At 38.9% G+C, this 25,031-nt stretch carries 26 protein-coding genes and 1 other RNA gene; 7 read left to right on the top strand and 20 right to left on the bottom strand.

All coding sequences use genetic code 11. The features are described 5' to 3' along the window. The first annotated feature begins 67 nt into the window (after positions 1-67). Entirely contained in the window at positions 68-802 is a 735-nt protein-coding gene (locus tag A5849_RS10760; protein WP_002309960.1) for a tRNA1(Val) (adenine(37)-N6)-methyltransferase, read from the top strand. Further along, on the top strand, positions 792-1,076 hold the full coding sequence (locus A5849_RS10755) for a GIY-YIG nuclease family protein (protein WP_086310097.1): 285 nt from the start codon (positions 792-794) through the stop codon (positions 1,074-1,076). The genes A5849_RS10760 and A5849_RS10755 overlap by 11 nt, the downstream gene beginning before the upstream one ends. Before the next feature lie 74 nt (positions 1,077-1,150). On the opposite strand, the gene A5849_RS10750 is transcribed toward A5849_RS10755, so the two are convergent. The 4 genes from A5849_RS10750 to hisS all read right to left on the bottom strand — a co-directional run bounded on the left by A5849_RS10750 (position 1,151) and on the right by hisS (position 7,360). Beyond that, the gene (locus A5849_RS10750; RefSeq protein WP_002314148.1) at positions 1,151-3,034 is read right to left on the bottom strand and encodes an acyltransferase family protein; all 1,884 of its coding nucleotides are present in this window, start codon (positions 3,032-3,034) and stop codon (positions 1,151-1,153) included. A 266-nt stretch (positions 3,035-3,300) separates the two neighbouring features. Beyond that, on the bottom strand, positions 3,301-4,176 hold the full coding sequence (locus tag A5849_RS10745) for a YitT family protein (protein ID WP_002291388.1): 876 nt from the start codon (positions 4,174-4,176) through the stop codon (positions 3,301-3,303). Between the two features lie 108 nt (positions 4,177-4,284). Then, positions 4,285-6,054, bottom strand: a complete 1,770-nt coding sequence (aspS, locus tag A5849_RS10740; protein WP_002314149.1) for an aspartate--tRNA ligase — start codon at positions 6,052-6,054, stop codon at positions 4,285-4,287. Positions 6,055-6,067: 13 nt separating this feature from the next. Beyond that, a complete protein-coding gene (gene hisS, locus A5849_RS10735; RefSeq protein ID WP_086310096.1) occupies positions 6,068-7,360 on the bottom strand; it encodes a histidine--tRNA ligase in 1,293 nt (430 codons plus the stop codon). Positions 7,361-7,754: 394 nt separating this feature from the next. Here hisS and A5849_RS10725 point away from each other — a divergent pair, with 394 nt between their 5' ends. Continuing rightward, positions 7,755-8,702: an aldo/keto reductase gene (locus tag A5849_RS10725; RefSeq protein ID WP_002309956.1), complete on the top strand. Its 948-nt coding sequence runs from the start codon at positions 7,755-7,757 to the stop codon at positions 8,700-8,702. An 87-nt stretch (positions 8,703-8,789) separates the two neighbouring features. Here A5849_RS10725 and A5849_RS10720 read toward each other — a convergent pair whose 3' ends face one another. The 7 genes from A5849_RS10720 to A5849_RS10685 all read right to left on the bottom strand — a co-directional run bounded on the left by A5849_RS10720 (position 8,790) and on the right by A5849_RS10685 (position 15,973). Then, a complete protein-coding gene (locus A5849_RS10720; RefSeq protein ID WP_002309955.1) occupies positions 8,790-10,049 on the bottom strand; it encodes a cytochrome P450 in 1,260 nt (419 codons plus the stop codon). Positions 10,050-10,219: 170 nt separating this feature from the next. Next, positions 10,220-10,666 carry a D-aminoacyl-tRNA deacylase gene (gene dtd / locus A5849_RS10715; protein ID WP_002291377.1) on the bottom strand — a complete coding sequence of 149 codons (447 nt, stop codon included), beginning with the start codon at positions 10,664-10,666 and terminating at the stop codon, positions 10,220-10,222. 11 nt (positions 10,667-10,677) lie between these two features. Then, positions 10,678-12,891 carry a bifunctional (p)ppGpp synthetase/guanosine-3',5'-bis(diphosphate) 3'-pyrophosphohydrolase gene (locus A5849_RS10710; RefSeq protein WP_002314153.1) on the bottom strand — a complete coding sequence of 738 codons (2,214 nt, stop codon included), beginning with the start codon at positions 12,889-12,891 and terminating at the stop codon, positions 10,678-10,680. Positions 12,892-13,122: 231 nt separating this feature from the next. Further along, positions 13,123-13,887 (bottom strand): 16S rRNA (uracil(1498)-N(3))-methyltransferase, encoded by a 765-nt coding sequence (locus tag A5849_RS10700; protein ID WP_002309953.1) that lies wholly within the window; start codon positions 13,885-13,887, stop codon positions 13,123-13,125. Next, positions 13,888-14,835 (bottom strand): 50S ribosomal protein L11 methyltransferase, encoded by a 948-nt coding sequence (gene prmA / locus A5849_RS10695; RefSeq protein WP_086310095.1) that lies wholly within the window; start codon positions 14,833-14,835, stop codon positions 13,888-13,890. Positions 14,836-14,847: 12 nt separating this feature from the next. After that, a complete protein-coding gene (locus A5849_RS10690; RefSeq protein WP_002309951.1) occupies positions 14,848-15,336 on the bottom strand; it encodes a DUF3013 family protein in 489 nt (162 codons plus the stop codon). Further along, positions 15,302-15,973 carry a DNA-3-methyladenine glycosylase gene (locus A5849_RS10685; protein ID WP_002316842.1) on the bottom strand — a complete coding sequence of 224 codons (672 nt, stop codon included), beginning with the start codon at positions 15,971-15,973 and terminating at the stop codon, positions 15,302-15,304. Before A5849_RS10685 ends, A5849_RS10690 begins: the two co-directional genes overlap by 35 nt. 137 nt (positions 15,974-16,110) lie before the next feature. Here A5849_RS10685 and A5849_RS10680 point away from each other — a divergent pair, with 137 nt between their 5' ends. From A5849_RS10680 to A5849_RS10665, 4 genes are all read left to right on the top strand, one after another. Then, positions 16,111-17,397, top strand: a complete 1,287-nt coding sequence (locus A5849_RS10680) for a replication-associated recombination protein A (RefSeq protein ID WP_002309949.1) — start codon at positions 16,111-16,113, stop codon at positions 17,395-17,397. A 71-nt stretch (positions 17,398-17,468) separates the two neighbouring features. Further along, a non-coding RNA gene (ssrS, locus tag A5849_RS10675) (6S RNA) lies at positions 17,469-17,663 on the top strand. Between the two features lie 77 nt (positions 17,664-17,740). Next, positions 17,741-18,025 (top strand): hypothetical protein, encoded by a 285-nt coding sequence (locus tag A5849_RS10670; protein ID WP_002309947.1) that lies wholly within the window; start codon positions 17,741-17,743, stop codon positions 18,023-18,025. Positions 18,026-18,097: 72 nt separating this feature from the next. Beyond that, positions 18,098-18,568 (top strand): universal stress protein, encoded by a 471-nt coding sequence (locus A5849_RS10665; protein ID WP_002335230.1) that lies wholly within the window; start codon positions 18,098-18,100, stop codon positions 18,566-18,568. A 253-nt stretch (positions 18,569-18,821) separates the two neighbouring features. On the opposite strand, the gene A5849_RS10660 is transcribed toward A5849_RS10665, so the two are convergent. The 9 genes from A5849_RS10660 to comGA all read right to left on the bottom strand — a co-directional run bounded on the left by A5849_RS10660 (position 18,822) and on the right by comGA (position 24,903). Further along, positions 18,822-20,006, bottom strand: a complete 1,185-nt coding sequence (locus tag A5849_RS10660) for an acetate/propionate family kinase (RefSeq protein ID WP_002309945.1) — start codon at positions 20,004-20,006, stop codon at positions 18,822-18,824. Positions 20,007-20,030: 24 nt separating this feature from the next. Further along, positions 20,031-21,038 carry a class I SAM-dependent methyltransferase gene (locus tag A5849_RS10655; RefSeq protein WP_002316844.1) on the bottom strand — a complete coding sequence of 336 codons (1,008 nt, stop codon included), beginning with the start codon at positions 21,036-21,038 and terminating at the stop codon, positions 20,031-20,033. Positions 21,039-21,209: 171 nt separating this feature from the next. Beyond that, entirely contained in the window at positions 21,210-21,569 is a 360-nt protein-coding gene (gene comGG / locus A5849_RS10650) for a competence type IV pilus minor pilin ComGG (protein ID WP_002343943.1), read from the bottom strand. Further along, complete coding sequence (comGF, locus tag A5849_RS10645; protein ID WP_002343942.1) at positions 21,541-21,966, bottom strand: competence type IV pilus minor pilin ComGF; 426 nt, start codon at positions 21,964-21,966, stop codon at positions 21,541-21,543. The genes comGG and comGF overlap by 29 nt, the downstream gene beginning before the upstream one ends. Next, positions 21,929-22,276 carry a hypothetical protein gene (locus A5849_RS10640; protein WP_002314158.1) on the bottom strand — a complete coding sequence of 116 codons (348 nt, stop codon included), beginning with the start codon at positions 22,274-22,276 and terminating at the stop codon, positions 21,929-21,931. Before A5849_RS10640 ends, comGF begins: the two co-directional genes overlap by 38 nt. Then, complete coding sequence (gene comGD / locus A5849_RS10635; RefSeq protein WP_002316846.1) at positions 22,248-22,718, bottom strand: competence type IV pilus minor pilin ComGD; 471 nt, start codon at positions 22,716-22,718, stop codon at positions 22,248-22,250. The genes A5849_RS10640 and comGD overlap by 29 nt, the downstream gene beginning before the upstream one ends. Next, positions 22,693-22,971 carry a competence type IV pilus major pilin ComGC gene (gene comGC, locus A5849_RS10630; protein ID WP_002309938.1) on the bottom strand — a complete coding sequence of 93 codons (279 nt, stop codon included), beginning with the start codon at positions 22,969-22,971 and terminating at the stop codon, positions 22,693-22,695. Before comGC ends, comGD begins: the two co-directional genes overlap by 26 nt. Further along, positions 22,968-24,017 (bottom strand): competence type IV pilus assembly protein ComGB, encoded by a 1,050-nt coding sequence (gene comGB, locus A5849_RS10625; RefSeq protein ID WP_002314159.1) that lies wholly within the window; start codon positions 24,015-24,017, stop codon positions 22,968-22,970. The genes comGC and comGB overlap by 4 nt, the downstream gene beginning before the upstream one ends. Continuing rightward, entirely contained in the window at positions 23,974-24,903 is a 930-nt protein-coding gene (gene comGA, locus A5849_RS10620) for a competence type IV pilus ATPase ComGA (RefSeq protein WP_086310094.1), read from the bottom strand. Before comGA ends, comGB begins: the two co-directional genes overlap by 44 nt. Positions 24,904-25,031 lie beyond the last annotated feature (128 nt).

Below are 25,031 nucleotides of genomic sequence, written 5' to 3'. Positions count from 1 at the left end.
ACCTTGGTTCTTTTTAATAAAAATAGTATAATACAAACGACTATTTTTTTCATTTTGGAGGGAATCCATGCTTCACGAAGACGAACGAATCGACCAATTATACGCAGAAGATATCAAAATTATCCAAAGTTCCCAAGTATTTTCTTTTTCTTTAGATGCTGTGCTACTTGCTCACTTCTCTCGTGTGCCTAAAAAAGGACAGATTGTTGACCTTTGCGCAGGTAATGGTGCAGTTGGCCTGTTTTTAAGCAAACGAACTCAAGCAGCTATTGATGCTATCGAACTTCAGCCTCGCCTAGCAGACATGGCAAGACGTAGCATCGCGCTGAACCATCTAGATGAACAGATGACAGTCCACACCATCGATCTGAAAGACAGCTTATCCGTCATTCGGCATAATTCTTGTGACTTAGTCGTCTGCAATCCACCTTATTTCAAAGGGCTGCCAACAAATAAAACGAACCCTAATAAACACCTAGCAATCGCCCGTCATGAAATCCATACAACATTAGAAGAAGTGATCGATAATTCAAGTAAGTTACTAAAAACAAATGGGCGTTTCGCTATGGTCCATCGACCTGAACGATTCTTAGAGATCATCCAAATTATGCAAAATCATCGGATTGCACCTAAACGGATCCAATTTGTTTACCCAAAAGCTGGAAAAGAGGCAAATATTTTGTTAGTTGAAGGAATCAAAGAAGGTAAATTAGATGGATTCAAAGTCGCTCCGCCATTGATCACTTACGATGCAGACGGGGAATACACAGCAGAGATTCGTGAGATGCTCTATGGCAAATAAACATTATTTTTACGTATTATTCTGTAAAGATCAGACATTTTATGGTGGGTACACAACAGACCTTTCTAGGAGACTAGGGGAACATAACAATGGTACTGGCGCTAAATATACACGTCTTCAAAAAAGAAGACCTGTTAAGATGATCCATGCAGAAGTATTTTTTTCAAGAAGCGAAGCAACAAAAGCAGAAGCTGCATTCAAAAAACTCACCCGAAAACAAAAAGAACATTATTTGAAGACACACTCAACTGTTTTGCTTCCTGAAAATAGATGACTGTTAAAAACACGATAAATATAAAAAAACTTCAGGCAAAAACAACTGTTTTTACCTGAAGTTTTTTGTAGCTATTATTCTGATACGTTTGTCTCGCTGCTGTTCGTACTTGAACTTCCTCCTAGCAAGGCTTCGCTGACTAGGTGAATGTAATGTGTCATCCCTTCAGGATTTGGATGGACTTGATCATCATAAAACCAGTCACTATGGTCATTACTGTAGCTATACCAATCAATCAGCGTCATATTGTCGTATTTTTTTGTCATCTGTTCAAGCATCGCATTCACGTCATTTTGCCAACGTTTCGTCGGTACTCGGACATTGACCCAGTATACTTTTCGATCACCGATTGCATCCATCACGCTATCAAACTGAGCTTCAGAGAATGAGCCATTCGTTCCTAGTCCAATTAGAACAGTGTCTTTCAATAAATCTTGTTCCTTTAATTTTTCAATATACGGTACACTGGCGTATAATTGTCGCCCCACATCGCCATCTACCACTACTTTTGGATAAAGCTCTTGTAGATCAGTTGCAGCATCTAGCATAACTGAATCACCAAATGCCGTTAACTCTAATTTTTGTGCCTTGTTTCCTTGAGCCTTAGACAACTCGTACTTATCAAGAATCGCTTGGTCAACGGAACTAGTGGTATTTTCTGAATTGTTTCTGGTTTCTTCTGCTAATTTTTTACTTTCAGCGATCTTTGCCTGCAATTGTTTTTGATCGGCCGTTACAGCATTTTTCGGTGCCGTAACGAAACCAACGAATGCAATTGCTACAAGTAATGTGCCTGGAACAACCCATGGTTTGCTCTTACTGATGATTGGTTTACTGAACCATCCTTTCATCACTTGGAATGTACGACCATAGTCAAAACGTGCTAGCGGACGTTCCACATATCGATAAGAAAGTTCACTGATGATTAAAATCAATGTGATTTCTACTAAAGTATGGAACAGAACATGATCAGCAATATCAGTCACTTTTGCTTCATAAAAAATCATAACTGGAAACTGATACAGATAAATCCCGTAGCTTCGTTTGCCAATCCAAGTAAATACTGGATTTGTCAGCCAACGATTCAAGCTTGCTCCAGGATGTGCTGTCACTGCAACTAGTACTACGCATAAGAGACTCACTAGGAGCATCCCTCCATAATAGATGAAATTGTAATGATCATCTAAAAAGAAGAAGCAAAGAATCAGTGCCAGCAGTGAGATTCCTCCAGCGATATTCAGGATACTTTTTGCTTGTTTCGGGATGTTTTTCTTCAAACGAGTACTTGGCCAAACAAAAGCGAGCGCACTTCCCAACCATATAGAAAACAGCCGGGTGTCCGTTCCATAATAAACACGGGTTGGATCGCCCCCTGGTGTATACAAAATCATCATCAAGATCGCAGAGAGGAAAGATGTACCTAACACGGTATAAAAGATCCATTTTCTTTTACGAACAAATACCATCAACAATACAAACAAGATTGGCCAAACCAAATAGTTTTGACCTTCTACCGCTAAAGACCAGATATGTGTAAACGGTGATTCATTAGCAAATCGGTCGAAATAAGATAAACCGTTATTGATTTGCCACCAATTGTTGACATACAGTAAGCTGCTGACGACAACTCCTCTAAGATTATTCAACAATCCTCGCTGGAACAAGGTGATATAAGCCGAAGCTGTAACAAGCATAAAAACGAGTGCCGGATAGAGTCTCTTCATTCTTCTGACATAAAATTGCCAAATATTGATTTTTCCATTTTGTTCCCATTCCTGCCTTAGCAGATCCGTGATCAGATAACCAGATACGACGAAAAAAATCGGAACGCCCAAATAGCCGCCTTTCATACTAGTTGGCAGAAGGTGATAGAAGATAACACCAACCACAGCTAATGAACGGAGCCCATCAAACCCAGTGATGTAGCGGCTGTTTTTTAACCTTTTTTGTTTTTCCATTCAATATTCCAACTTTTCATAAACTTTTTTCATTCGTAATATACGGGTATTAAGTGAAAATAGCAAGTAGAATCGTGTCCTTTCTCTACTATTTTTTTCTATCATCCCATAAATTTTAAAAAATAAACATGCTTTTTTTCAACTTTAAGAAAATTTCAAATAAAAAAGTAGTTTCTATTTGCTGATCCATCCTTTGGTAGAAAAAAACTGCAGACAAACGAATGTCTGTCTACAGTAGTATTTCATGAATTTTTGTCAAACTCGATCTAAATGCCATCCTCGTAGAAACGCCCAAGTATCTGGACATTTTCTGCAATACTTACAAAAGCTTGCGGATCAGAAGCTTTCATCGCTTCTCTGAGTAGAGGCAGTTCGTAACGTGTAACGATTGTCATCAATACTGTCTGCTTATCATGTTTATAAGCACCTTCTGCTTCATTGATAATCGTGATTCCTCTACGCATACAGTTTTGGATTTCATTCACTACTTTTTCTGGATGTTTCGTTACGATCATTACCTGCATTTTCTTTTGTTTAGTATAAACGACATCAGTTACTTTTCCACTGACGAAAATAGACAACGTACTGTAAAACATATATTGCCAGCCAAATAGAATCCCAGCAACAAAAACGATCAATGCATTGAAGTAGATCGAGATAGAACCAATCGACTTTCCTGTTTTTTTACGAATCGTGATACTCACGATATCTAGACCACCCGATGATAGGCCATTTCTCAACGCTAGCCCAATCCCTAGTCCCATCACAGCCCCACCAAACAACGCACAAATGATTGGATCGGTAGATAAGACTGTTTCCGGTAAAATATGGATACAAAGGGAGGTCAAAGTGACTGTGATAAAAGTGAAAATTGTAAACTTCTTCCCGATTTTGAACCACGCCAAGACGAACAAAGGTATATTCAGTAAATACAAAGTGGTTGATACCGGCACCTCGAACCCTATCAGTGATTTTGACAAAGTCGTCAAAATCTGAGCCAGGCCCGTAATACCACTTGAATAAATATGTCCTGGTTGATAAAAGAAATTCAATGCGACAGATGCAATCAACGCATAAACGATTGATACCGAAAGTTTGGTCGTGTAATCATGGTAAGCCCAATTTTCGAATGTTTTTTTCATGGAAAAGCCCCGCTTTATATGTTATGGCTTCATTATAAAGTGTTTTTCAATTAAATCAAGGTTGCCAAAAGAAGCAGATTCGACAAATCCTTTTTGCCTTTTTATCGGCTATTCTTCTATATTGGTTACATCAATATTCAATTCGAACAATTGTAAAGGTGAAACCATACTTGGTGCATCACTCATCACATCGGCTGCTTTTCCGTTTTTAGGAAAGGCAATGACTTCACGAATATTGTCTTCCCCTGCTAATAACATTGCAAAACGATCCAATCCTAATGCAATGCCGCCATGTGGAGGGAATCCGTAATCTAAAGCTGTTAGCAAGAACCCAAATTGTTCTTCCATTTGTTCTTTTGTGAAGCCTAAAGTTTTCAACACTTTTTCTTGAAGTTCCCGAGTATGGATCCGGATAGAACCTCCACCTAGTTCATAACCGTTCAAGACGATATCATAAGCTTCTGCATAGACTTTTGCAGGGTCTTCAGCCAGTAATGGGATATCTTCTGCTTTTGGCATCGTGAATGGATGGTGAGCAGAGACATATCGACCTTCTTCTTCTGAAAATTCAAATTGAGGCCAATCAGTTACCCATAAGAAATTGAATTTTGATTCATCGATCAGTCCTAATTCTTTTCCTAAACGTGTTCGGATAGCCCCTAATGCAGCAGCGACGATTTCACTTTTATCTGCGCCAAACATCAGCAAGTCACCTGGTTCTGCATCTGTTGCTTTGATGATTGCTTCTGTTGCTTCTCCCATGAATTTAGCAATCGGGCCTTTCAGACCGTCTTCTTCCACTTTCAGCCATGCAAGTCCCTTGGCTCCGAATTGCCCTACATATTGTCCTAACTGATCCATATCTTTTCGTGAGTAGCGATCTGCAGCGCCCTTCGCATTCAATGCTTTCACGACTCCGCCGTTTTCAAGAGCCATTTGGAAGACTTTGAATTCTACTTCTTTGACTGTTTCGCTTAGATCGATCAATTCCATTTCAAAACGTGTATCCGGTTTGTCGCTGCCGTAGCGAGCCATTGCTTCATCATAGGTCATACGGGGAAATGGCAATGTGACTTCAATGCCGCGAACTTCTTTCATTACCTTCGCAATTAATCCCTCTGTGTAAGTTTGGATTTCTTCTGCTGTTAGGAACGTTGTTTCAATATCTACTTGCGTAAATTCAGGCTGACGATCTCCACGTAAATCTTCGTCACGGAAACAACGAACGATTTGATAATAACGGTCGAACCCAGCATTCATCAGCAATTGTTTGAATAGTTGAGGAGATTGCGGCAACGCATAGAAATGTCCAGCATGGACACGTGAAGGAACTAAGTAGTCTCTTGCGCCTTCTGGTGTAGATTTTCCTAGGTAAGGTGTTTCAATATCTAGAAAGTCATTATCGTCTAAATAATGACGAATCGCTTTTGTTGTCGCATTTCTCAATTTGATGTTTTTAGTCATTTTGGGACGTCGCAGATCCAAATAACGATATTTCAAACGTATTTCGTCACTGATTGCTTGATCATCTTCAATTTGAAATGGCGGTGTTTTTGCTTGATTCAAAATCACGATTTCACTTGCAATCACTTCAAATTCACCAGTGGCCATTTTAGGATTTACTGCATTTTCACCGCGTCTTCTGACTACCCCAGTTACTTCGATCACGTATTCACTACGACATTTATCTGCGATTTCCCATGCTTCCTTGTTGATTTCAGGATTGAAGACGACTTGAACGATTCCTTCACGATCCCGTAGATCGATAAAGATTACTCCCCCAAGGTCTCGTCTTTTTTGTACCCATCCTTTTAATGTAACTGTTTGTTCTAATTGTTGTTCGGAAACTAATCCGCAATAAATCGTTCTTTGTGCCATTTCTTTTTTCCTCCTACTCGAATAAAGTCATTTCATCATAGACTTCATCAAAATGCTCATATATTTCTTCTAATGGAAAACTTTTTTCTTTTCGGCTTGCCATTGCTTTGACATTGATTGTTTGGCTAGCAAGCTCATCTTCACCGATTACCAATACTAACTTGGCATTCGCTTTATCTGCTGTCTTAAATTGTGCTTTTGCTTTACGGTTCATGAAGTCGCGATCAGCTGAAAAACCGAAGTTTCGAATCGCTTGGACCACTTTCAATGCTTCGATATTTGTTTCGTCTCCGAGTGCGACCACATAAGCATCCAACTCATTAAATGTAGGGATAACTACTTCCTCTGCTTCCATAGTCAAGAGTAATCGCTCGATACCCATTGCAAATCCAAAGCCAGGTGTTGAAGGACCACCCAGTTCTTCCACTAGATTGTCATAACGTCCGCCTGCGCAAATCGTTGCTTGTGCCCCCATTTTCGGTGCGTCACTCATGATTTCAAAAATCGTATGCGTATAGTAATCTAATCCGCGAACCATATTACTGTCGATTTCATAAGGAACAGCCAATGCATCCAGCATGGAAACAACGGTATCAAAATGTTTTTGAGCAGGTTCGCTTAAATAATCTAAGATAGATGGCGCATCTGCTACAAATTTTTGATCTCGTTTGTCCTTACTATCCAACACACGCAATGGATTTTCGTGAAGACGGCGTTTAGAGTCTTCACTCAACTCTGCTTCAAAAGGTAAAAGATAGTCGATTAATGCTTGACGATAGGCTTGACGTGTGTCTTTATCACCCAATGAATTGATGACTAGACGGATTTGCGTGATTCCCAACTGTTTGAAGAAATCGAGTGCCATCACCATGCTCTCCACATCTGTTGCAGGATTCTCTGATCCAAATGCTTCTACTCCGATCTGATGGAATTGACGTAACCGTCCTTTTTGCGGACGTTCGTAGCGAAACATTGGTCCCATATAAAAAGTTTTGAACGGTTTTGCATACTCTGGACCGAACAATTTATGCTCAACAAAAGAACGAACGATTGGCGCTGTACCTTCTGGTCGAAGCGTCACATGACGTTCCCCTTTGTCATAAAAATCATACATCTCTTTTGAAACGATATCCGTCGTATCACCTACACTGCGGGATATCACTTCATAATGTTCAAAAATCGGTGTACGTATTTCATTATACTGATAATCTCTGAACAATAAACGTGCTGTTTCTTCGACAAACTGCCATTTTTCTGATTCGCCTGGCAAAATATCATTTGTTCCTTTTGGTCTTTGGAAACTCATAGTTTTCTCTCCCTTTCTTAGCTATGTAAATAAAAAAATCACCCTTGTTCATCTTGAACAAGGGTGAATGAAATTCATACACGGTACCACCTAATTTTGAAAGATTTCTCTTTCCTCTTACGAATAACGCTCGTACGCGGGACGGCTTTTCACTCGTCCATCTCCAGAGTGTCTTTGGGCTAATGAAACTTTGGATCATTTTCAGCCTCGATGATCCTCTCTTGTAAAGTTTCAAAAACTTACTCGCTCTTTCATTGACATTTCGATATTACTTATAACCTACTAAAAACCAATCTCAAAGTCAAGAGTTATCTGACTATTTTCCCTCACAAAAACATTTTAGTTCAGCTTTTTGTTCTTTTGTTTTAGACTAGAAAAAAAGGAGGAATCAGCTATGGCAGAAATAAGAATCGGACATTCACAAGTCTACGCAGAACAGCTTGGACTAGGAGCAAATGCCGTTGGGGGACACAATCTTTTTGACGGTTTGGAAGACGAGACAGGAAAACAAGTGGTTCGTACAGCTTTGAATAGCGGAATCAATTTGATCGATACCGCCTATGCTTATGGAAACGGCCGTTCTGAAGAACTGATCGGTGAGGTATTGAAGGAAAAAGAATATGATCGTTCACGTATCGTCATTGCTACAAAAGCTGCTCATGTGCCAAATAAAGGACGAACATTTGACAATTCACCCGAATTTCTCAAACAATCGGTGGAAGACGCACTGAAACGTCTGCAAACTGATTACATCGACATTTTTTATATCCACTTTCCGGATAAAAGCACACCAAAAAATGAAGCAGTTGCTGCATTGCATGAATTGAAAGAAGCAGGAAAAATCCGAGCAGTTGGTGTATCGAACTTCACGTTAGAACAATTGAAAGAAGCGAATGCAGATGGATATGTCGATGTAGTAGAAGATAAATACAGTTTGATCCATCGGGAGGCTGAAAAAGAATTATTTCCTTATCTTGAAAAAAACAAAATCAGCTTTGTCCCCTATTTTCCTCTTGCTTCCGGTTTACTGACAGGAAAATATGAACGTGGTCAGGAAAAACAATTCGGCGAAGGAGATCCTCGAAAAAGCAATCCGGATTTTCAAGGAGAACGTTTCAAAGAAATTTTAGCCGCTGTCGACATACTTCGCCCCATTGCTAAAAGATACCAAGCCACCCCTACGCAACTTGTTCTAGCCTGGTATATGAAGAATCCAAGAGTGTCTGTAGTCATACCCGGAGCTAAACGTCCAGAGCAAGTCTCTGATAATGTCCAAGCTTTAGATTTGCATTTATCCAGTGAGGATTATCAAACCATTGATGAAGCATTTCACGGATTTTGAGCAATTGACCTTATCCACTTATAGTAGTATGAAAAAAGGAAGATCAAACAGTGCTGATCTTCCTTTTTTCGATAAGTTTATACTAATCTAATTCTTATAAAGTAGCGCTCGGCTATTTGGATAAGTCGGAAACTGATTGAATGGGATCGTCCAATCTTGTTCAGGTACAGAGAATTCAAACTTGTTTACTAGCTGATCAGAAAACACACGTAGGCTGTGGAGAGTGATCCATTCTCCTGCGCAGCGATGCATTTGTCGAAAGTTTCCTCCACCTTGGGCAATCATCTCATATTCTTCTTTATATGAAATATCTTTTGCTTTTCCTAAATATCGTTTGATCATAAAGGAGTCTGGTGCTTCAACCGTTCGTTCATCATGATCTGTTCCATATAAATCTAGAATGACCCAGCTATCTTCTGGTATACGATAACCATCGACTTCTACTTCTTTCAGAGAAATCGCAGGTAACATCGGAAAGAACGGATAATAGCGTCTCATTTCTTGAATGAACGGATCTTGCAACGTAGAAAAGTCGTTTTTCAATTGTTGGTACAAATCAGGTCTGCTGAAAAGCGCGTGTCCCATCAACGCCGCCCACACAGTTAGAGCAACCGTTGGACGGATGATGTTCAATAATTCAACAGCTGCTACTTCCAGAGGCAAAAGCTGTCCGTCTAGATCTGTGGCATTGGCAAAAGCATATAATGCCACATTTTCTTTTCCAGCCACAGGATTTTGCCGAGCTTCTTCAATCAAGCCTTGCGCCCATTTTTCTGATTTTTTGCGATTTTCGACACCTTTTATGTGATCAATCGGAGAAGTAAACGTTCCGCTGATCATAGAGATTTGATATTCTGCTAATTTTTTGACTTCATCCTTAGAAAGCAAAGATAAATTGATACCTGCCCACTCACAAATCGATGTAAAGAAAACCATCTTGCTTAAATCAAATAATTTAAATTGACCATGCTGTGTTTCAAGTGCTTGCGTCAGGTTCTTATCTAAGATACGATGATAATCTTCCATTCTTTCGGGGGTCATCAGATCCATAAAAATATTTTTCCGATGATGATGGGCAGCTCCATCCAAAGTCTGTACTCCATCTTGACCAAAAAGTGTCTTCAACACTAATTTTGGCATAGCACCTTTTCGTTTGAAATTTCTTGGGTCATAAAATATTTTTGCCGCTGACGATCCGTAGATCACAATAGCTTCTTTATTGAAAATCTTTGCTTTGACAACGGGAGCGTCTGCTTCATGACGTAACTCCTCCAACATATTGTATCCCTTTTGATACAATCTTTTTAGATCCGTGATTTTGACATCTATTACTGGTACTTCTTTCATCTTCAGCAACCTCCCAAAAATAACTTGTATAATTTAAGCTTAACTTTTTTTCTGACTGCTGACAAAAGAAGCGCTTTTTATAGACGAGAAAAAAGTCGCTTAAGTTAGAGTTTTTCAGTCTAACTTAAACGACTTGATTTATATTTCTTATTGATGAAAACCAACTGACTTTATTTGTTTTTAGAATCAATAATAATCGTTACAGGTCCATCATTGACGAGAGAAATCGACATATCTGCTCCGAATTGTCCGGTAGCGACTGTGATGCCGCGACTTCTGATTCCTTCATTGAACGATTCGTATAAAGGAATAGCTATTTCTGGTCGTGCGGCTTCCACAAAACTTGGTCGATTTCCTTTTTTCGTATCCGCAAATAGTGTGAATTGAGAGACACTTAAAATTTGACCTCCTACGTCTTCTACACTAATATTCATTTTTCCTTGATCATCTTCAAAAATACGCATTTGTGCGATTTTTTTTACTAGATATTCCACATCTTTTGGCGTATCTGTTTCATGGATACCTAATAAAACGAGTAGGCCACAGCCAATTTTTCCAATCTCTTGCTGATCAACTGACACTGCCGCTTGACTCACCCGTTGAATGACTGCTCTCATATCTGGCCCTCCTATCCATTCATCCGGCGTACACTGTAGACATCAGGTACTGCTTTGATTTTATCCACGATACTTTTTAGGTGGGACAAATTCTGGATACCAACCGTCAAATGGATTGTCGCCATTTTATCTTTATTCGTCCGAGCTTCGACGCTGTTGAGATTTTTCGTCAGCGCATTGACTGTTTGAAGTACATCATTCAATAAGCCTGAACGGTTATAGCCGTAGATTTCCAAGTCTGCATCGTACTCTTTTCGTGTATTCGATGTATCTTCCCATTCGACTTCAATCAAACGTTCTGCTACATTTGGTTTATCAGGCTGAACATTCGGACAATCTCGACGATGGATGGATATCCCTCTGCCTTTAGTGATGTAGCCAACGATATCATCACCAGGAATCGGATTACAGCATCGGCTGATACGAATCAGTAAGTTTTCTACCCCTTGAATGACAACGCCACCTTCATGACGTACTTTCATTTTCTCAGGTTCTTTTTTCGGCTGATTCATGATTTCTTCTGCTTCTTGCTTTTGCTGCTCGATTTTTTGTTCTTTCCGTTCTTTTTCTGTCAGACGATTGGCCATTGTCAAAGGACTGACTTCCCCATATCCTACAGCTGCATATAGATCATCTTCTGATTGATAGTTAAAACGATCAAGTGCTTCTTGAAGTTTGTTTTTTGTCAAAATATCTTTAGGTGTAAACCCTAAATCTGTAATACACTTGACCACAGACTCGTGACCTTTGATCACATTTTCTTCCCGATCTTGTGCTTTGAAGAAACGCTTGATCTTATTTCTTGCTTTGCTAGTTGCCACCAATTTCAACCAGTCACGACTTGGACCAAATGAATTTGGAGAAGTCATGATTTCTATGATATCCCCGTTTTTTAATTTGTAATCAAGTTGCACCATTTTGCCATTTACTTTTGCACCAGTGGTTTTATTACCGATATCTGTATGGATACTGTATGCAAAGTCCAGTGGTCCAGATCCTTTTGGCAGCTCAGTAACGTCTCCTTTTGGCGTGAAGACATAGACTTTATCACTAAAGATATCTCCTTTTACACCTTCCATAAATTCAGAGGCATCATAGCTTTCATCTTGGAGTTCAAGTATCTCATGGAACCAACTTAATTGTTTCGTCATACCATCTGGTTCTACTTTTTCATTTTTTCCTTCTTTATACGCCCAGTGCGCAGCCACCCCAAATTCAGCGATTTCATGCATTTCCTGTGTACGGATTTGGATTTCTACTGGATTTCCTGCCGGACCAATCACTGTAGTATGCAAAGATTGGTACATATTAGCTTTCGGCATGGCAATATAGTCCTTGAATCTGCCAGGCATTGGTTTCCATTTTGTGTGGATCGCACCTAATACAGCATAACAATCCTTGATTGAATCTACGATTACTCGAATGGCTAGCAAGTCATAGATTTCGTTGAATTGCTTTTTCTGGTCTTTCATTTTACGATAGATCGAATAAATATGTTTTGGCCGTCCATAGATCTCTGCAAAAATCCCTAGCTCTTCTGTTGCTACTCGAATATCCTCAACAGTACCATTCACGTATTTTTCACGTTCTTCTCGCTTCGTCTGCATCAAATGAACGATACGGTAATACTGTTTTGGATTAAGATAACGAAGTGCTGTATCTTCTAATTCCCATTTGATTCGGCTGATACCTAAACGATGTGCAAGAGGTGCATAGATTTCTAAAGTTTCTTGGGCAATCCTTCTTTGCTTATCTTCTCGCAGATGTTTCAACGTACGCATGTTATGTAGTCTATCAGCTAATTTGACCATGATAACGCGTAAATCTTGAGCCATTGCCAGCAGCATCTTTCGATGGTTTTCTGCTAGCTGCTCTTCGTGGGATTTGTATTTTATTTTCCCTAATTTGGTTACTCCGTCTACTAACATAGCGACATCATCGCCAAATTCTTCTCTCAGATCTTCTAAGGTGACTTCTGTATCTTCAACAACATCATGCAAGAAGCCAGTAGCCACTGTGTGGGGGTCCATTTTTAAATCTGCTAATATACCTGCGACTTGGATAGGATGGATAATGTAGGGTTCTCCTGATTTTCTAAACTGTCCGTCATGTGCAGCAGTCGCATATTCGCATGCTTTCTCAACAAATGCTACATGTTCGGGCCCCATATATTGACTAACGAGCTTTATGACACCGGGACCCGTTAAAATTTCTTCTTTTGGCACAGGAATCGATCCCCCTTTCTTTTTCGGTAAAACAGGAATCGGGACAAATATCTGTTTGATAGTTGCCCCAAAATCCGTGAAGTTATACATTTTTTTACGGAAATGTTCGCTTTTAAAAAGCTTTTTCAAACAATTTTTCGTATTCATTGTACAAATAATTGTTTCTATTATACAAATTGTTCCCTATTTTTTCAATTCTTTCCGTCGATACTCTTTTATTGATGAAAAATGTTAGCTATGAGAGGGATCCATTAACTCCCATTGATAGCTAGCAGCACTTAATAAATAAAGAGGCGCTGTTTCTGTACGAAGGATTCTTGGTCCTAATCCACATAGTATCCCTTTGTGTTCTACGAAATAATCGATTTCCTCGTGGGACAAGCCGCCTTCTGGTCCAAAGACAGCTAAGATTCGACTGCCCGGTTTTGTTTCACTAAGAATTTTGGCTACATTTGATTTTTCGCCTTGTTTTGCTGATTCCTCATAAGCAACCAAGACTACATCATAATCATCTAACCGTTCAAATAAGTCACGTTTCGTTTCCAGTAACTCTACTGAGGGCACGATTTGCCGATGGGATTGTTCCGCTGCTTCTTGAGCAATCTTTTCAAGCCGTTGTTGTCGCTTCATACGTTTCTTTGCATCCCATTTAACCACAGAGGCTGATGCCGGAAAACCAATAAAAGCTTGTGCGCCTAATTCAGTGGACTTCTGAATAACCCAATCCAATTTTTCTCCTTTAGGATAGCCGCTAGCTATGGTTATCGAACTTGGCAGTTCCTTTTGGTTTTCTTCTTTTTTAATTTCTTTCAGATAAACAGCATCTTCGGTGATTTTTGTGATTTCTGCAACAACGGCTATCTGATCATTGAATGCCAAAAAAACTTCATCTTTCGGTTCCATTCTCATAACCCGTACAATGTGATGATAGGTTTCCCCTTTTAAAATAAAATGGTCTTTTGGTTCATACGATTCTTTCAAAAAATATCGCTGCATCTATTCCACCTCTGGTTTTTTCAAAATAATTGCATACCAGTCTTTTTGTTGGAAAATTTGATCCACGATGAATCCTTGTTCTATCATAGCATCTAGAACCATTTGCTTTTTCTCTTCAATGATTCCTGAAACGATCAATGTCCCTGTTTGTTTTAGTAAACGCCATGCATCCGGGATCATCAATAAGATGATATCTGCTAAAATGTTCGCAACGATTACATCACTTTCAATCTCGATTCCTTTCAAAAGATCATTAGCTGATACGTGAACATCTTTAGCTACTTCATTCATATCCATATTTTCTTTCGCTGAACGAACAGCTACTTCGTCTAAATCAAAGGCATAGACATCTTTCACACCAAGATATTTTGCTGCAATACTTAGTACACCCGAACCAGTTCCAACATCTAGCAATGTTTCGCCACCACGCAATACTGTTTCTAGTGCTGTCAATGACAAAGAAGTCGTCGGATGGGTGCCTGTTCCAAACGCCATGCCTGGATCTAATGTGATGATTTTTTCTAGAGGATCTTCTGTCTGATAGTTTTCCCAGCTTGGCGCAACCGTCAGCATTCGTGTAATACGCACCGGATGATAATATTTCTTCCATGCTGTTGCCCAATTGCTTTCCTCTACTTCGCTAACAGTTACTTTGTTTTTTCCAATCGCTAGACCAAACTCAGGCAATTGCGTGATACGATCTTTGATAAAAGGCAAGATTTCCGGTAAAAAAGTCGTTTCTGGAAAATAAGCCATGACTAGCGCGCCTTCTTTCAACGATGTAAAATCATTTTTATCTAAAATTTCACCATATTGATCCGATTGAAAATGTTCAACATCTAAAGAGTCTTCAATCGCAACACCACTCGCTCCTGCCTCCATCAAAATATTAGCGACCGCTTCGACTGCTTCACTTTCGGTTTCTACTTTTACTTCATTCCATTTCATGTCTGTCACTCCTTAATAACTTGGGTACGGTAAATAAGTCTCTATTTCATTTTGCTGTTTTGCTTCTACTAACTCTGCTAGTTTCTGATTATCCCAATGGAGTTCGAATACAGCTTCGTCATCATCTTCATCTAAAAAATCAAGCAAATCACTTTGCCCTTGTGCTAATACTTCATTCAAATATTCCACTAAAGAATCAGCTACTGATTTTGCCAATCCTTTTTTTCCTTCATAGGGGATTACCGCTAGATAATTTTGTTCATCAAAAACAGATTTCTGAGGATTAAAAAGGAGTACGCCATCTTCAAATTCGATAATTGGTTCTTGCGAAACGATCCCTTCTGCATCATCAATCTCAAATTGTGCTTTATTTTCCGCAAACAAACGAACAACGATTTCGATCGTATGATTTTTTGTATCCCAATCTAAAGCCACATCATAGTCCGTCACTTGTTTTTCGATTATTTCATCTAAGTATGTTAATAGATCCTTCTTTTTCATTTTCTTTCCTCCAACCCCAATCTTCCTCGATTTGGTTTTTTCTTTGTAAAGATATATATGGATTGCCAGACACAACAAAACGCAACGGCTTTTCTGTCCATTCTCCTTTGTTCGGGATACCGATCCTAGGCAAAGCATCGATTTTTTTTGGTATCTTCTTTTTCTCAAAAACTAAACGTAATGAACTATCTGCTATAGATTGTCCGTAGAGTTCTTGAGGAATTGCTAATGCTTCCACTAATTTTCCAGGACCGTTGCTGATATCTGGACCAGTTTTTCCACCACGATTTTTACTCATTTGTTCAATCATTGTAGCTGGTTCAATTGCACGTATCATTACTCCTTGAGGAATCCCTTCTGGCTGAGTGATGATGTTCAAAATCCGATGAGTATGCATCGTGTAAAGGTAGATTGTACCTGGTTTTTCATACATTGCCCGCACACGTGGTGTTCTTCTTAAACCATAGCTATGGGCGGCCTCGTCTTCTGGACCTAAGTATGCTTCCGCGTCTACAATATATCCAGCTAATCTTCCTTCAGGTGTGTCATGCTCCAAATACATCCCCAATAAATCCCGCGCTACTTCCGGCGTCGTTTTATTCCAAAAAAATTCATCTATCTTTTGTTTATCCGTCATTTTTCTCACCTACTTTATCATACACAATATTAGTTGGATAAGCTATGAAAACAAAACAACAGAAGGCTGTTCTTTCTAGCTATATTACTAAATATGTTATAATTAAGGAACGTAAAAACAAGAAGGAGGAAAATCCTATGCAACAGCCATTGGCTTATCGCATGCGACCTCGAACGATCGATGAAGTCGTTGGTCAGCAACATCTAGTCGGTGAAGGAAAAATCATACGCCGCATGGTCGATGCTCGTATGCTTTCTTCCATGATTTTATATGGGCCTCCTGGTACTGGAAAAACGAGTATCGCAAGTGCGATTGCCGGTTCTACTAATTATGCATTTCGCATGCTGAACGCGGCTACAGATTCAAAAAAAGAGCTGCAGGTTGTAGCGGAAGAAGCTAAAATGAGTGGTACTGTGATCCTCTTATTGGATGAAGTACACCGATTAGATAAAACAAAACAGGATTTTCTGCTTCCTCATTTAGAAAGTGGCAGAATCATCTTGATCGGAGCGACTACTGAAAATCCTTATATTACTATCAATCCAGCGATCCGCAGCCGCACACAGATTTTTGAAGTCAAGCCATTAACAGAGCAAGACATCCAGTTGGCAGTGAAACACGCCTTAAAGGATAAGGAACGCGGTCTTGGTCAACAAGCAATCCAGTTAGATGAAGAGGCTCTTCTTCACCTTTCTCGTGCAACGAATGGCGATTTGCGGAGTGCTTTGAATGGGTTGGAACTGGCTGCACGATCGACTCCTCCAGATAAAGAAGGAAAGATTCATCTTACTCTGTCGATTATCGAAGAATGTGTCCAAAGAAAAGCTCTTACCCATGACAAAAATGGAGATGCTCATTATGACGTTATTTCAGCGTTTCAAAAATCGATTCGCGGAAGTGATGTGGATGCTGCCCTTCATTATCTCGCCCGTCTAGTTGAAGCAGGTGATCTGGCAAGTATTTGTCGTCGCCTGATGGTTATCGGTTATGAAGATATAGGTTTAGGCAATCCTGCTGCTGCTGCGCGTACAGTAAACGCTGTATTAGCTGCTGAACGACTAGGGTTACCTGAGGCACGTATCCCGCTAGCAGATGTCGTCGTTGATCTTTGCTTGTCGCCAAAATCCAATTCTGCCTATATGGCATTAGATGCAGCACTTGCTGATATTCGAGAGGGCAAAGCTGGTAATGTTCCCGACCATTTGAGAGATAGCCATTATAAAGGTGCGAAATCCCTCAACCGCGGTGTGGGTTATCAGTATCCTCATCATTTCGATCATGCTTGGGTCAATCAGCAATATTTACCAGATAGGTTAAAAAATGCTCAATATTATCAGCCAAAGGATACAGGAAAATATGAACAGGCGCTAGGTCAACAGTATTACCGCATAAAAGAGTGGAAAAAACATCCCCTAAAAAATTAAACAAGAAAACGGTTCTATTTCTGCGAGCTCTCTCATTGCTCTTTTTAAATTCATATGCTACTATAGAGATGGGAAATCTGTGATGTTCGAATTGTCCTCTTTGTGTGTTGACCGAACATTTTTATTGATATCTTGGGACCCGTCTTGTGTCACTGCTGGTAACATGCCTTATCATTTGGTAGTTCGAAGCTACGACCATGGGACCCACCTGCTTGAATTCGCGGGATCAATACTACAGGACAAATAACGGCATTAACGGAGATTACCATCTTTTAAAGAATAAAGCAATTTGCTCTTGGCAAATTGCTTTTTCTATTTGTTGCTTATTTTGGAGGATTTGTTCATGATTAGGATTTTGATGATTATCGCCACTTTACTATTATTATTCGTTAGCTATTATTTATTTAATAAACAGGATATCTTTTTTGTATTGATCAAGAAAAATGACAAAAATCAAGGATTCCTACAATTTTATGGAGCTGCGTATGCTGTTTTAGGCGTTATGGGTGTTTTAGCCGCTTTTTTCAATCAACGCTTCATCGCTTTGATCTTTTTATTGATTGTGATTCTCGTTTCTGCCACCTTCAGTATCCGCTTTGCAAAAAAAATTGCTGAACCAAAGCAGTAAATAATTCTCTTTTTCCACAAATTGTTCTACAATAAAAGAGTACAACACGATTGACTTGAGGAGTGAATGCTTATGTTACAACAATACAAAAAAATCATGGTTGCCGTGGATGGTTCTGATGAAGCTGAATTAGCTTTTAAAAAGGCGGTCAATGTAGCTATCCGAAATAACGGAGAACTTCTATTAGCACATGTCATTGACACACGTTCTTTCCAAACCGTTTCATCTTTTGATGGAATGTTGGCAGAACAAGCTACTGAAATGGCAAAGCAAACATTGGCAGATTATGAAAGCAACGCGAAGAAAGCTGGCTTGAATAATGTAACCTCTGTTGTAGAATATGGCTCACCAAAACAAATTATTGCGAAAGAAATCCCAGAAGATAATCAAGTAGACTTGATTATGTTAGGAGCTACAGGATTGAATGCTGTAGAACGTTTATTTATTGGTTCTGTTTCTGAATATGTTATTAGAAACGCGGCTTGCGATGTGCTTGTTGTTCGAACTGATTTAGAAAACCAATTGCCTCCTAAAAAAGACTAATTGATAAAAAGCTGTGTTTCAGAGGGGATCTCAAAAGTAAAACTTTTGAAGATCACTTGTCTGGACACAGCTTTTTTTGCTCTTCAAAAAATAAAGTCGCTTATTGAGCGTCTTTCCTCTCACGATTCATAGAATACTTGGATTCACTCACTTCTTTATATTCAGCTCCTTCTGTGTAAAAAATAAAAAAGCATGTCCTCTTAGAAAACGGATATAAAATTATCCATTTTCTAAAGAGAACACGCGTGTATTTTTAGCCGCGCAAACGCTCCACGTCACGGGCAATCATTAGTTCTTCATCTGTTGGAATCACTAATACTCTTACTTTTGATTCTTTTGTAGAGATATCTACTTCTTCACCATGCAATTCATTCAACGCTGGATCGATTTCACAGCCAAACCAAGACATACCTTTAATGATTTCGTTGCGTACATGTCCGTCATTTTCGCCGATACCAGCAGTAAAGACGATTGCATCGACACCATTCATTGTTGTCACGTATCCGCCGATATATTTTCGGATGCGATCCACGAAGATATCATAAGCTAAACGAATGTGTTCTTTTTCATAGTTTTTTTCAAGATCACGCATATCGCTAGACAATCCTGTTAGGCCTAGCAAACCAGATTTCTTATTCAAAACATTGATCATTTCATCAATATCAATCTCTAATTTTTCCATTAAGTATGGAAGAACAGCCGGATCGATATCGCCTGAACGCGTACCCATTGTTACACCAGCTAATGGCGTGAATCCCATAGAAGTATCCATGGATTTACCACCATTTACAGCTGTGATTGATACTCCGTTTCCTAAGTGGCAAGTAATGATTTTTAAATCTTCAATCGGTTTATTCAATAATTTTGCTGCACGTTCCGATACATAACGATGGCTTGTGCCGTGGAAGCCATATTTTCTTACTTTGAAATCTTCGTAATAAGACACTGGCAAGCTGTATAAATAATTTTGCTTTGGCATTGTTGAGTGAAAAGATGTATCAAATACAGCTACGCTCAAAATGTCAGGTAAAATCTTTTTAAAGGCTTTGATTCCCATCAGGTTAGCAGGGTTATGCAAAGGAGCAAATTCTGCTAATTCAGCAATGCGGTCCATTACTCCCTCATCGATCACTACTGAATCCCCATAAGTTTCTCCTCCGTGAACAACACGGTGCCCTACACCGGTGATTTCATCATAAGAACTTAAAATTTGCAGTTCAATCAACTGATCTAACAGCATTTTTACTGCTACTTCGTGGTTTTCGATATCCATGATTTGTTCGAATTTTTGACTATCGCCGTACTTGATTGTAAAAATAGAATCTTGTAAACCGATACGTTCGACGATTCCTTTCGCAACTACGGTTTCTTCTGGCATTTGATATAATTGCCACTTCAAACTTGAACTTCCAGCATTGATTGCAATTGTTTTAGACATATGACTCTCCTTCTCGTTGAATGATTACAGAGCAGATGATTTCCAGTTTTTAAACTCGTTGAAAAATTCCGTCACCTTCTCTGGTTCTTTTAGTGAAGCAAGTTTCACAAGCAACACTTCTTTTACTTGTTTTGCTTGTGGTCCTTTTTTCTGTAAGATCAAAATACTTTTTTGTGATTGTTTGTTGCGGAACAACTCATCTGGCAATTGAATCATTCCTTGAAGATAGCCTTCTTCTTTAAACCATTTTTTGATTTCTTCGCTTTGATCCGTTTCTAAAAAACCGCTTGGCATCAAAAACAAACCAAAACCATCCGGCTTCACGTATTTCATTGATTGCTCCAGCAATAAATGATGTGCATAACTGTGGCCTTCTTCAGTACTTGTTAAAAATTCTTTTGCTTTTTCGTCATTCGGATAATAACCGATCGGCAAATCGCTGATTGCAAAATCGACAGGATCGATTAATAAATCCTGCAACCCGTCTTGATGGAAGTATTGAACATTTGCTTGTGTCAAATCACTTGTAGAAGCTGCCACAGCCAACAATGTATCATCAATATCCACACCAAATCCTTCTGTTTGATACCCCGCATTCGATAGGTTTAAAAGAACTGTTAATAACAAGTTGCCCATTCCTGCCGCAATATCCAGAATCTTAACTGGTTCCTTTTTATTTGTGTATAGTTGTTCAATAAGAAAAACAAATAAAAAACCGATACTATCAGGAGTGAGTTGATGGTTCGCCTGCAGATGTTCTGTCTGGTTGCCCTTCAATAAAAGCAATTGAGACAATCTGCGCCATTCTTCTGGCTCGAAAGAAAGTTTTTTCAACTCTTCATAAAGAGCTGTGATCCGTTGTGTTGTCTCTTTTGTCGGCACTCCATCCACCACACGTACTTGATAATCATCTATTAGATTTTCTGCATTTTCGACATAGGCTTCTAAAAAGGAAGTTCCCAATGCATTCTGTAAAAGCTGAATAGCTTCCAGGTTCTGATTGAACCCTTGTTCCATTTTTTCTGGTAACATGGTGCACCTCATTTCTAGATATATTATAACAATTTTTTCACCTGTTTAATTCTATCGAACAATTGACAAAATTTCAATCGTTTTCACTGTTTTTTATTTGTGAAACGGCAACCATTTTTTTATTAAAAACAGTGTTATAACAGAAAAGAGGGCGTTTTCACGAACAACCCCTCATTCTGTACCAGTATCTGTATCATTTTTTACTTCTTCTATGAATCGAAAGATAAACGGCGAGACTTCTACCTCCAAGAATAGAGACTGTTGTACCCATTGATATGTTACAGATCCAGTTGTGTAGTAAAAAATCCCTTCCGACTTCTCAGCAAGTATAGACTGTTCCGATAGAGACATCTGTTTCATTATTTTTGCTATATAATAATTTTTTATTCGTATATTCAGATCTATTGACAAGCGATAGCTTTCTAATGCTGCCGTCAATAAAAACGTACATAAAAGAAATAAAAGCAACACAGAAAATAAAATAGATCCCTTACAACATTTTCTATTGATCGTTTTTTGTCCATATGGCATATCCATCTTCTCCATTTTCAAAGTGTACATAAAAAGAAATTGTGTGTTCTTTTTCCAATAATTGAAACTCAGTGATACTTGTTAACATAGGTTGATGTCCGCCGGAAGTTCTTCTTTTACGTATCATCGTCTGGTATCTTTCGATGATGTACTGTTTATCCTCTACAGTGTAATACAATTGCTGATTTTTCGCGGAAACATTGTGACTGCTGTTAAGTTCCTCTTCTAATTGTGCTAAAAATATCAGCCACTCTTTTTGATCTTTACGCTGCAGAAAGTCACTTACTTGGATAGTTTGCTGGATCAAAAGATTGAATGACAGCAATATACTGCTTACTATCATTAGTCCGATTAGACATTCAATCAGCGTAAATGCCGGGATTTCTTGTTTTTTCAATATTGATCGCTTCTTTCTCCATATTGACAAGCACTTTTTCGATTACTCCATTATTTTCGACAATTTGGATATCGTACATAATCATTTCTTCGCTTCGCTCTGGTCTTTTGTGATATATCCGTTGTGTCTTGGTATCTTCGTAAACCATTCGAATAAGTAGCATTTCCTCCCCGCTGTTCTTTTCTGCCTGAAGTAAAAAAAGCTGACCAAAACTCACTAAGTACACACAGACGGAAGCAATCATCAGCGCTGTAAGGGATTCTAATAAAATAAACCCTTTTCTATTCAATTCTTTTTGTATAACGTCCACTCCCCATCTGGAATTGATACGTAATCGTTTGCCCTTTTTCTTCCCAATAAAATTGATATGCTTTTAGTGAACTTTCATTTCCAGTTCCAGCAGCAAAAGTGATGGAAGCATGGCGTTTCAAGGTAATCTCATCAGGAATATCTAATACTTTCCAGCTCGCTTCATCGGGTTGCGACATACGAAAAATGATCTGATTTTCGTCAATGTTCCAATAAAAACCTGTTTGGATTTGGTTCACAATAGCGATTTTTTGAGTGGTATAGATTCGTTTTTCAAACTGGCTGAAAAATTGATAGACTGCCAATTCATTCTTCCATGCAGAAAATGCGAGAACTGGAAAAGAAAGGATTGTTGTAAGCAATAAAATCAGTAAGAGTGACTCAACCAACGTATATCCTGATGCTAATGTTTTTCCTTCAAGGCCGCTGGTAGATGTCTGCATGTTCTCGTTTGATATAGCCTTCATTCAATAATTCCTCCACGGTAGGGATTCTTCCATTGTTTTGAAGCGCGTAGAGCTCTTTTTGTGTGTCTACCAACTGAATGATTGCTTCACGACTTTCTTGGTCTACATGATTCCTATAACGTGACAAATTTGGGACAAACAACAATACTAGTACACTGATGATCAGTAAAACGATCAGCATTTCGATTAATGTAAAACCGCTATAATAAGGTGTTCTTTTCTTTTTCATGGCAAGACCTCCTCGATACTTCCATAAACAGGTAATAAAACAGCAGCATAAACCAGTAAAATCAAAACCGCTACGCCCAAAAAAATAATTGGCTGAATAAAATGCAGCCAGTGCTGAAGTCGTTTGAAAAGCTGTTTTCTTGTCCATTCGCTGTAAAATATCAGTTCTTTCCCTAAATTTCCTTTTGCCTCTCCCTGCAAAATAATCTTGCTGAATTCTTCAGATAGAAAATGGTAATTCTGGAACTGATCAGCTAATGGTATACCTGCCTCTAATCCTTGTATCATCTTGGAAGCAAGGTGTTGAATCAGACTTTCTTGTTTCGTCTCCTTCAAGCAAACGATGATTTGCCTTAATTCGAAACCTTCATGAAAAAGTTTGCCAATCTCTAGCGACAAATAAGCAGATTGATATAAGGAATATATTGGTCCAATCACTAATTGTCTGCTTATCCATTCACTCCGATCAATAGGAGACAATTTCATCAGCCGATACCTTACTAGCAAAGTCAATAAAGTAACCACTAGGATAAATAGTAGAACGTACCAGTGAAAGACTTGTATCAGCTGAATCCCCCAATGCTCTTCTATAACCATCCCTGAACCAATAAGCTGAGGCAAAACGATCAAACGCATACTAAATAAGATACCTAGCAAAAAGGTGAGTAATAGCATCGGATAGGCGAGCAGCTTTTTCAAATCGTTGCGAAATCCTTCGACCAGACGTAACTGTTTGGCAATTTCCAACAAAGTTGCCGGCAGATTCCCGTGAAGTTCAGCTAATTCGATCTGTACCAGTTGTTCTGCTCCATACCCTGTTTGCGAAAGTACTTCACTAAACGGTTGTCCTTCCTTTAGCTGATGTTGGATGTTTGCCAAAATAGCAGGCTGGAACGAACGGATCGTGAGTAATAAATAAAGGGATTCTTGCAAACTAAAACCAGTTAAAAGCAGCTCTCCCATAGTTTGTGCAAACTGATTTTGCTGGCTTCTTGTCAATCCTTTAAAATAGTTCTGACTGCCAAGTTTTTTTCTGAGCTTCTTCATAGCTTTCCTCCCATGATTTTTTTACTGGTTCTTCCTCCATAAATTGATAACTCCACAAGACAGAAGGATGGTGATCGGCATCTTCCAAAAGTTCTTGATAAATGACTCCAGCTAAACATTCAGATAGCTCTTCTTTTTTCTTTGTTAGTTCATGGATTCTGATCAATGTACCTTCAAGATTGCGTGCATGTACGGTTGCGAATACCCGATGTCCCGTTAGTGCAGCTCTTACCGCAGCATGTGCAGTTGATTCATCTCTTATCTCACCAATAATCAACAAATCAGGGCGATGCCGTAATGCGAGCTTCAAAAGTGTGTCATAAGTCTGTGCTATTTTGGGATTGATCTGCAATTGCAGAAAGAATGGTTCTTCGATCTCTACAGGATCTTCGATCGTGATTACTTGCCGTTTTTCTTTCAAAGCCAACCGATACATTAATGACGTCTTGCCTGATCCGACTGGTCCACTGAATAGATATAATCCACGTCTAACGGTTTTCTGCAAAATAGTTGCAAAATCTCGAGAATTAAAGCAACGATGAGGTGTTTCAGAAATACCGTATAATAGCCGAATCACTAAGCTTTCTCGTTGAAGGTAATCTCCTACAGAAGACAGTCGTAACCGAACCTTCTGTTTTTCTAAAGAATAGGTCAATGCACCTAATTGAGCTTTTCTTTTTTCTCCGATATCCATTTGTCCCAAATACTTAAATCTTGAAATCAATTGCTGGCCATCTACCGAAGATACTTCCTTCCAGAACGTTCGTTTTTTGCCATAGCGAAAATAGATGTAAAATACTTCTGAAGCTGGCAAGACATATACGTCTTGGGCATGTTTGGCGAAACTTTCACTTATCATTTGATCTGATAATCGTTTTATTTCCATTATTCTCCCCTCCACAAAAAACATACGTCTTTTTGATCTTTTTGTTTCAAATAAAATGAATTTATTAAAAAACATTGGCAAAAAACGAATTTATGTTATACTTATAAAAATTTATCTTGGGAGGCATT

Source organism: Enterococcus sp. 10F3_DIV0382, assembly GCF_002140245.1.
GTDB classification, from domain to species: Bacteria; Bacillota; Bacilli; order Lactobacillales; family Enterococcaceae; genus Enterococcus_B; species Enterococcus_B lactis.
Note: the sequence above shows the minus strand (reverse complement) of the source record. Positions and strands in the feature narration are given on the sequence as shown.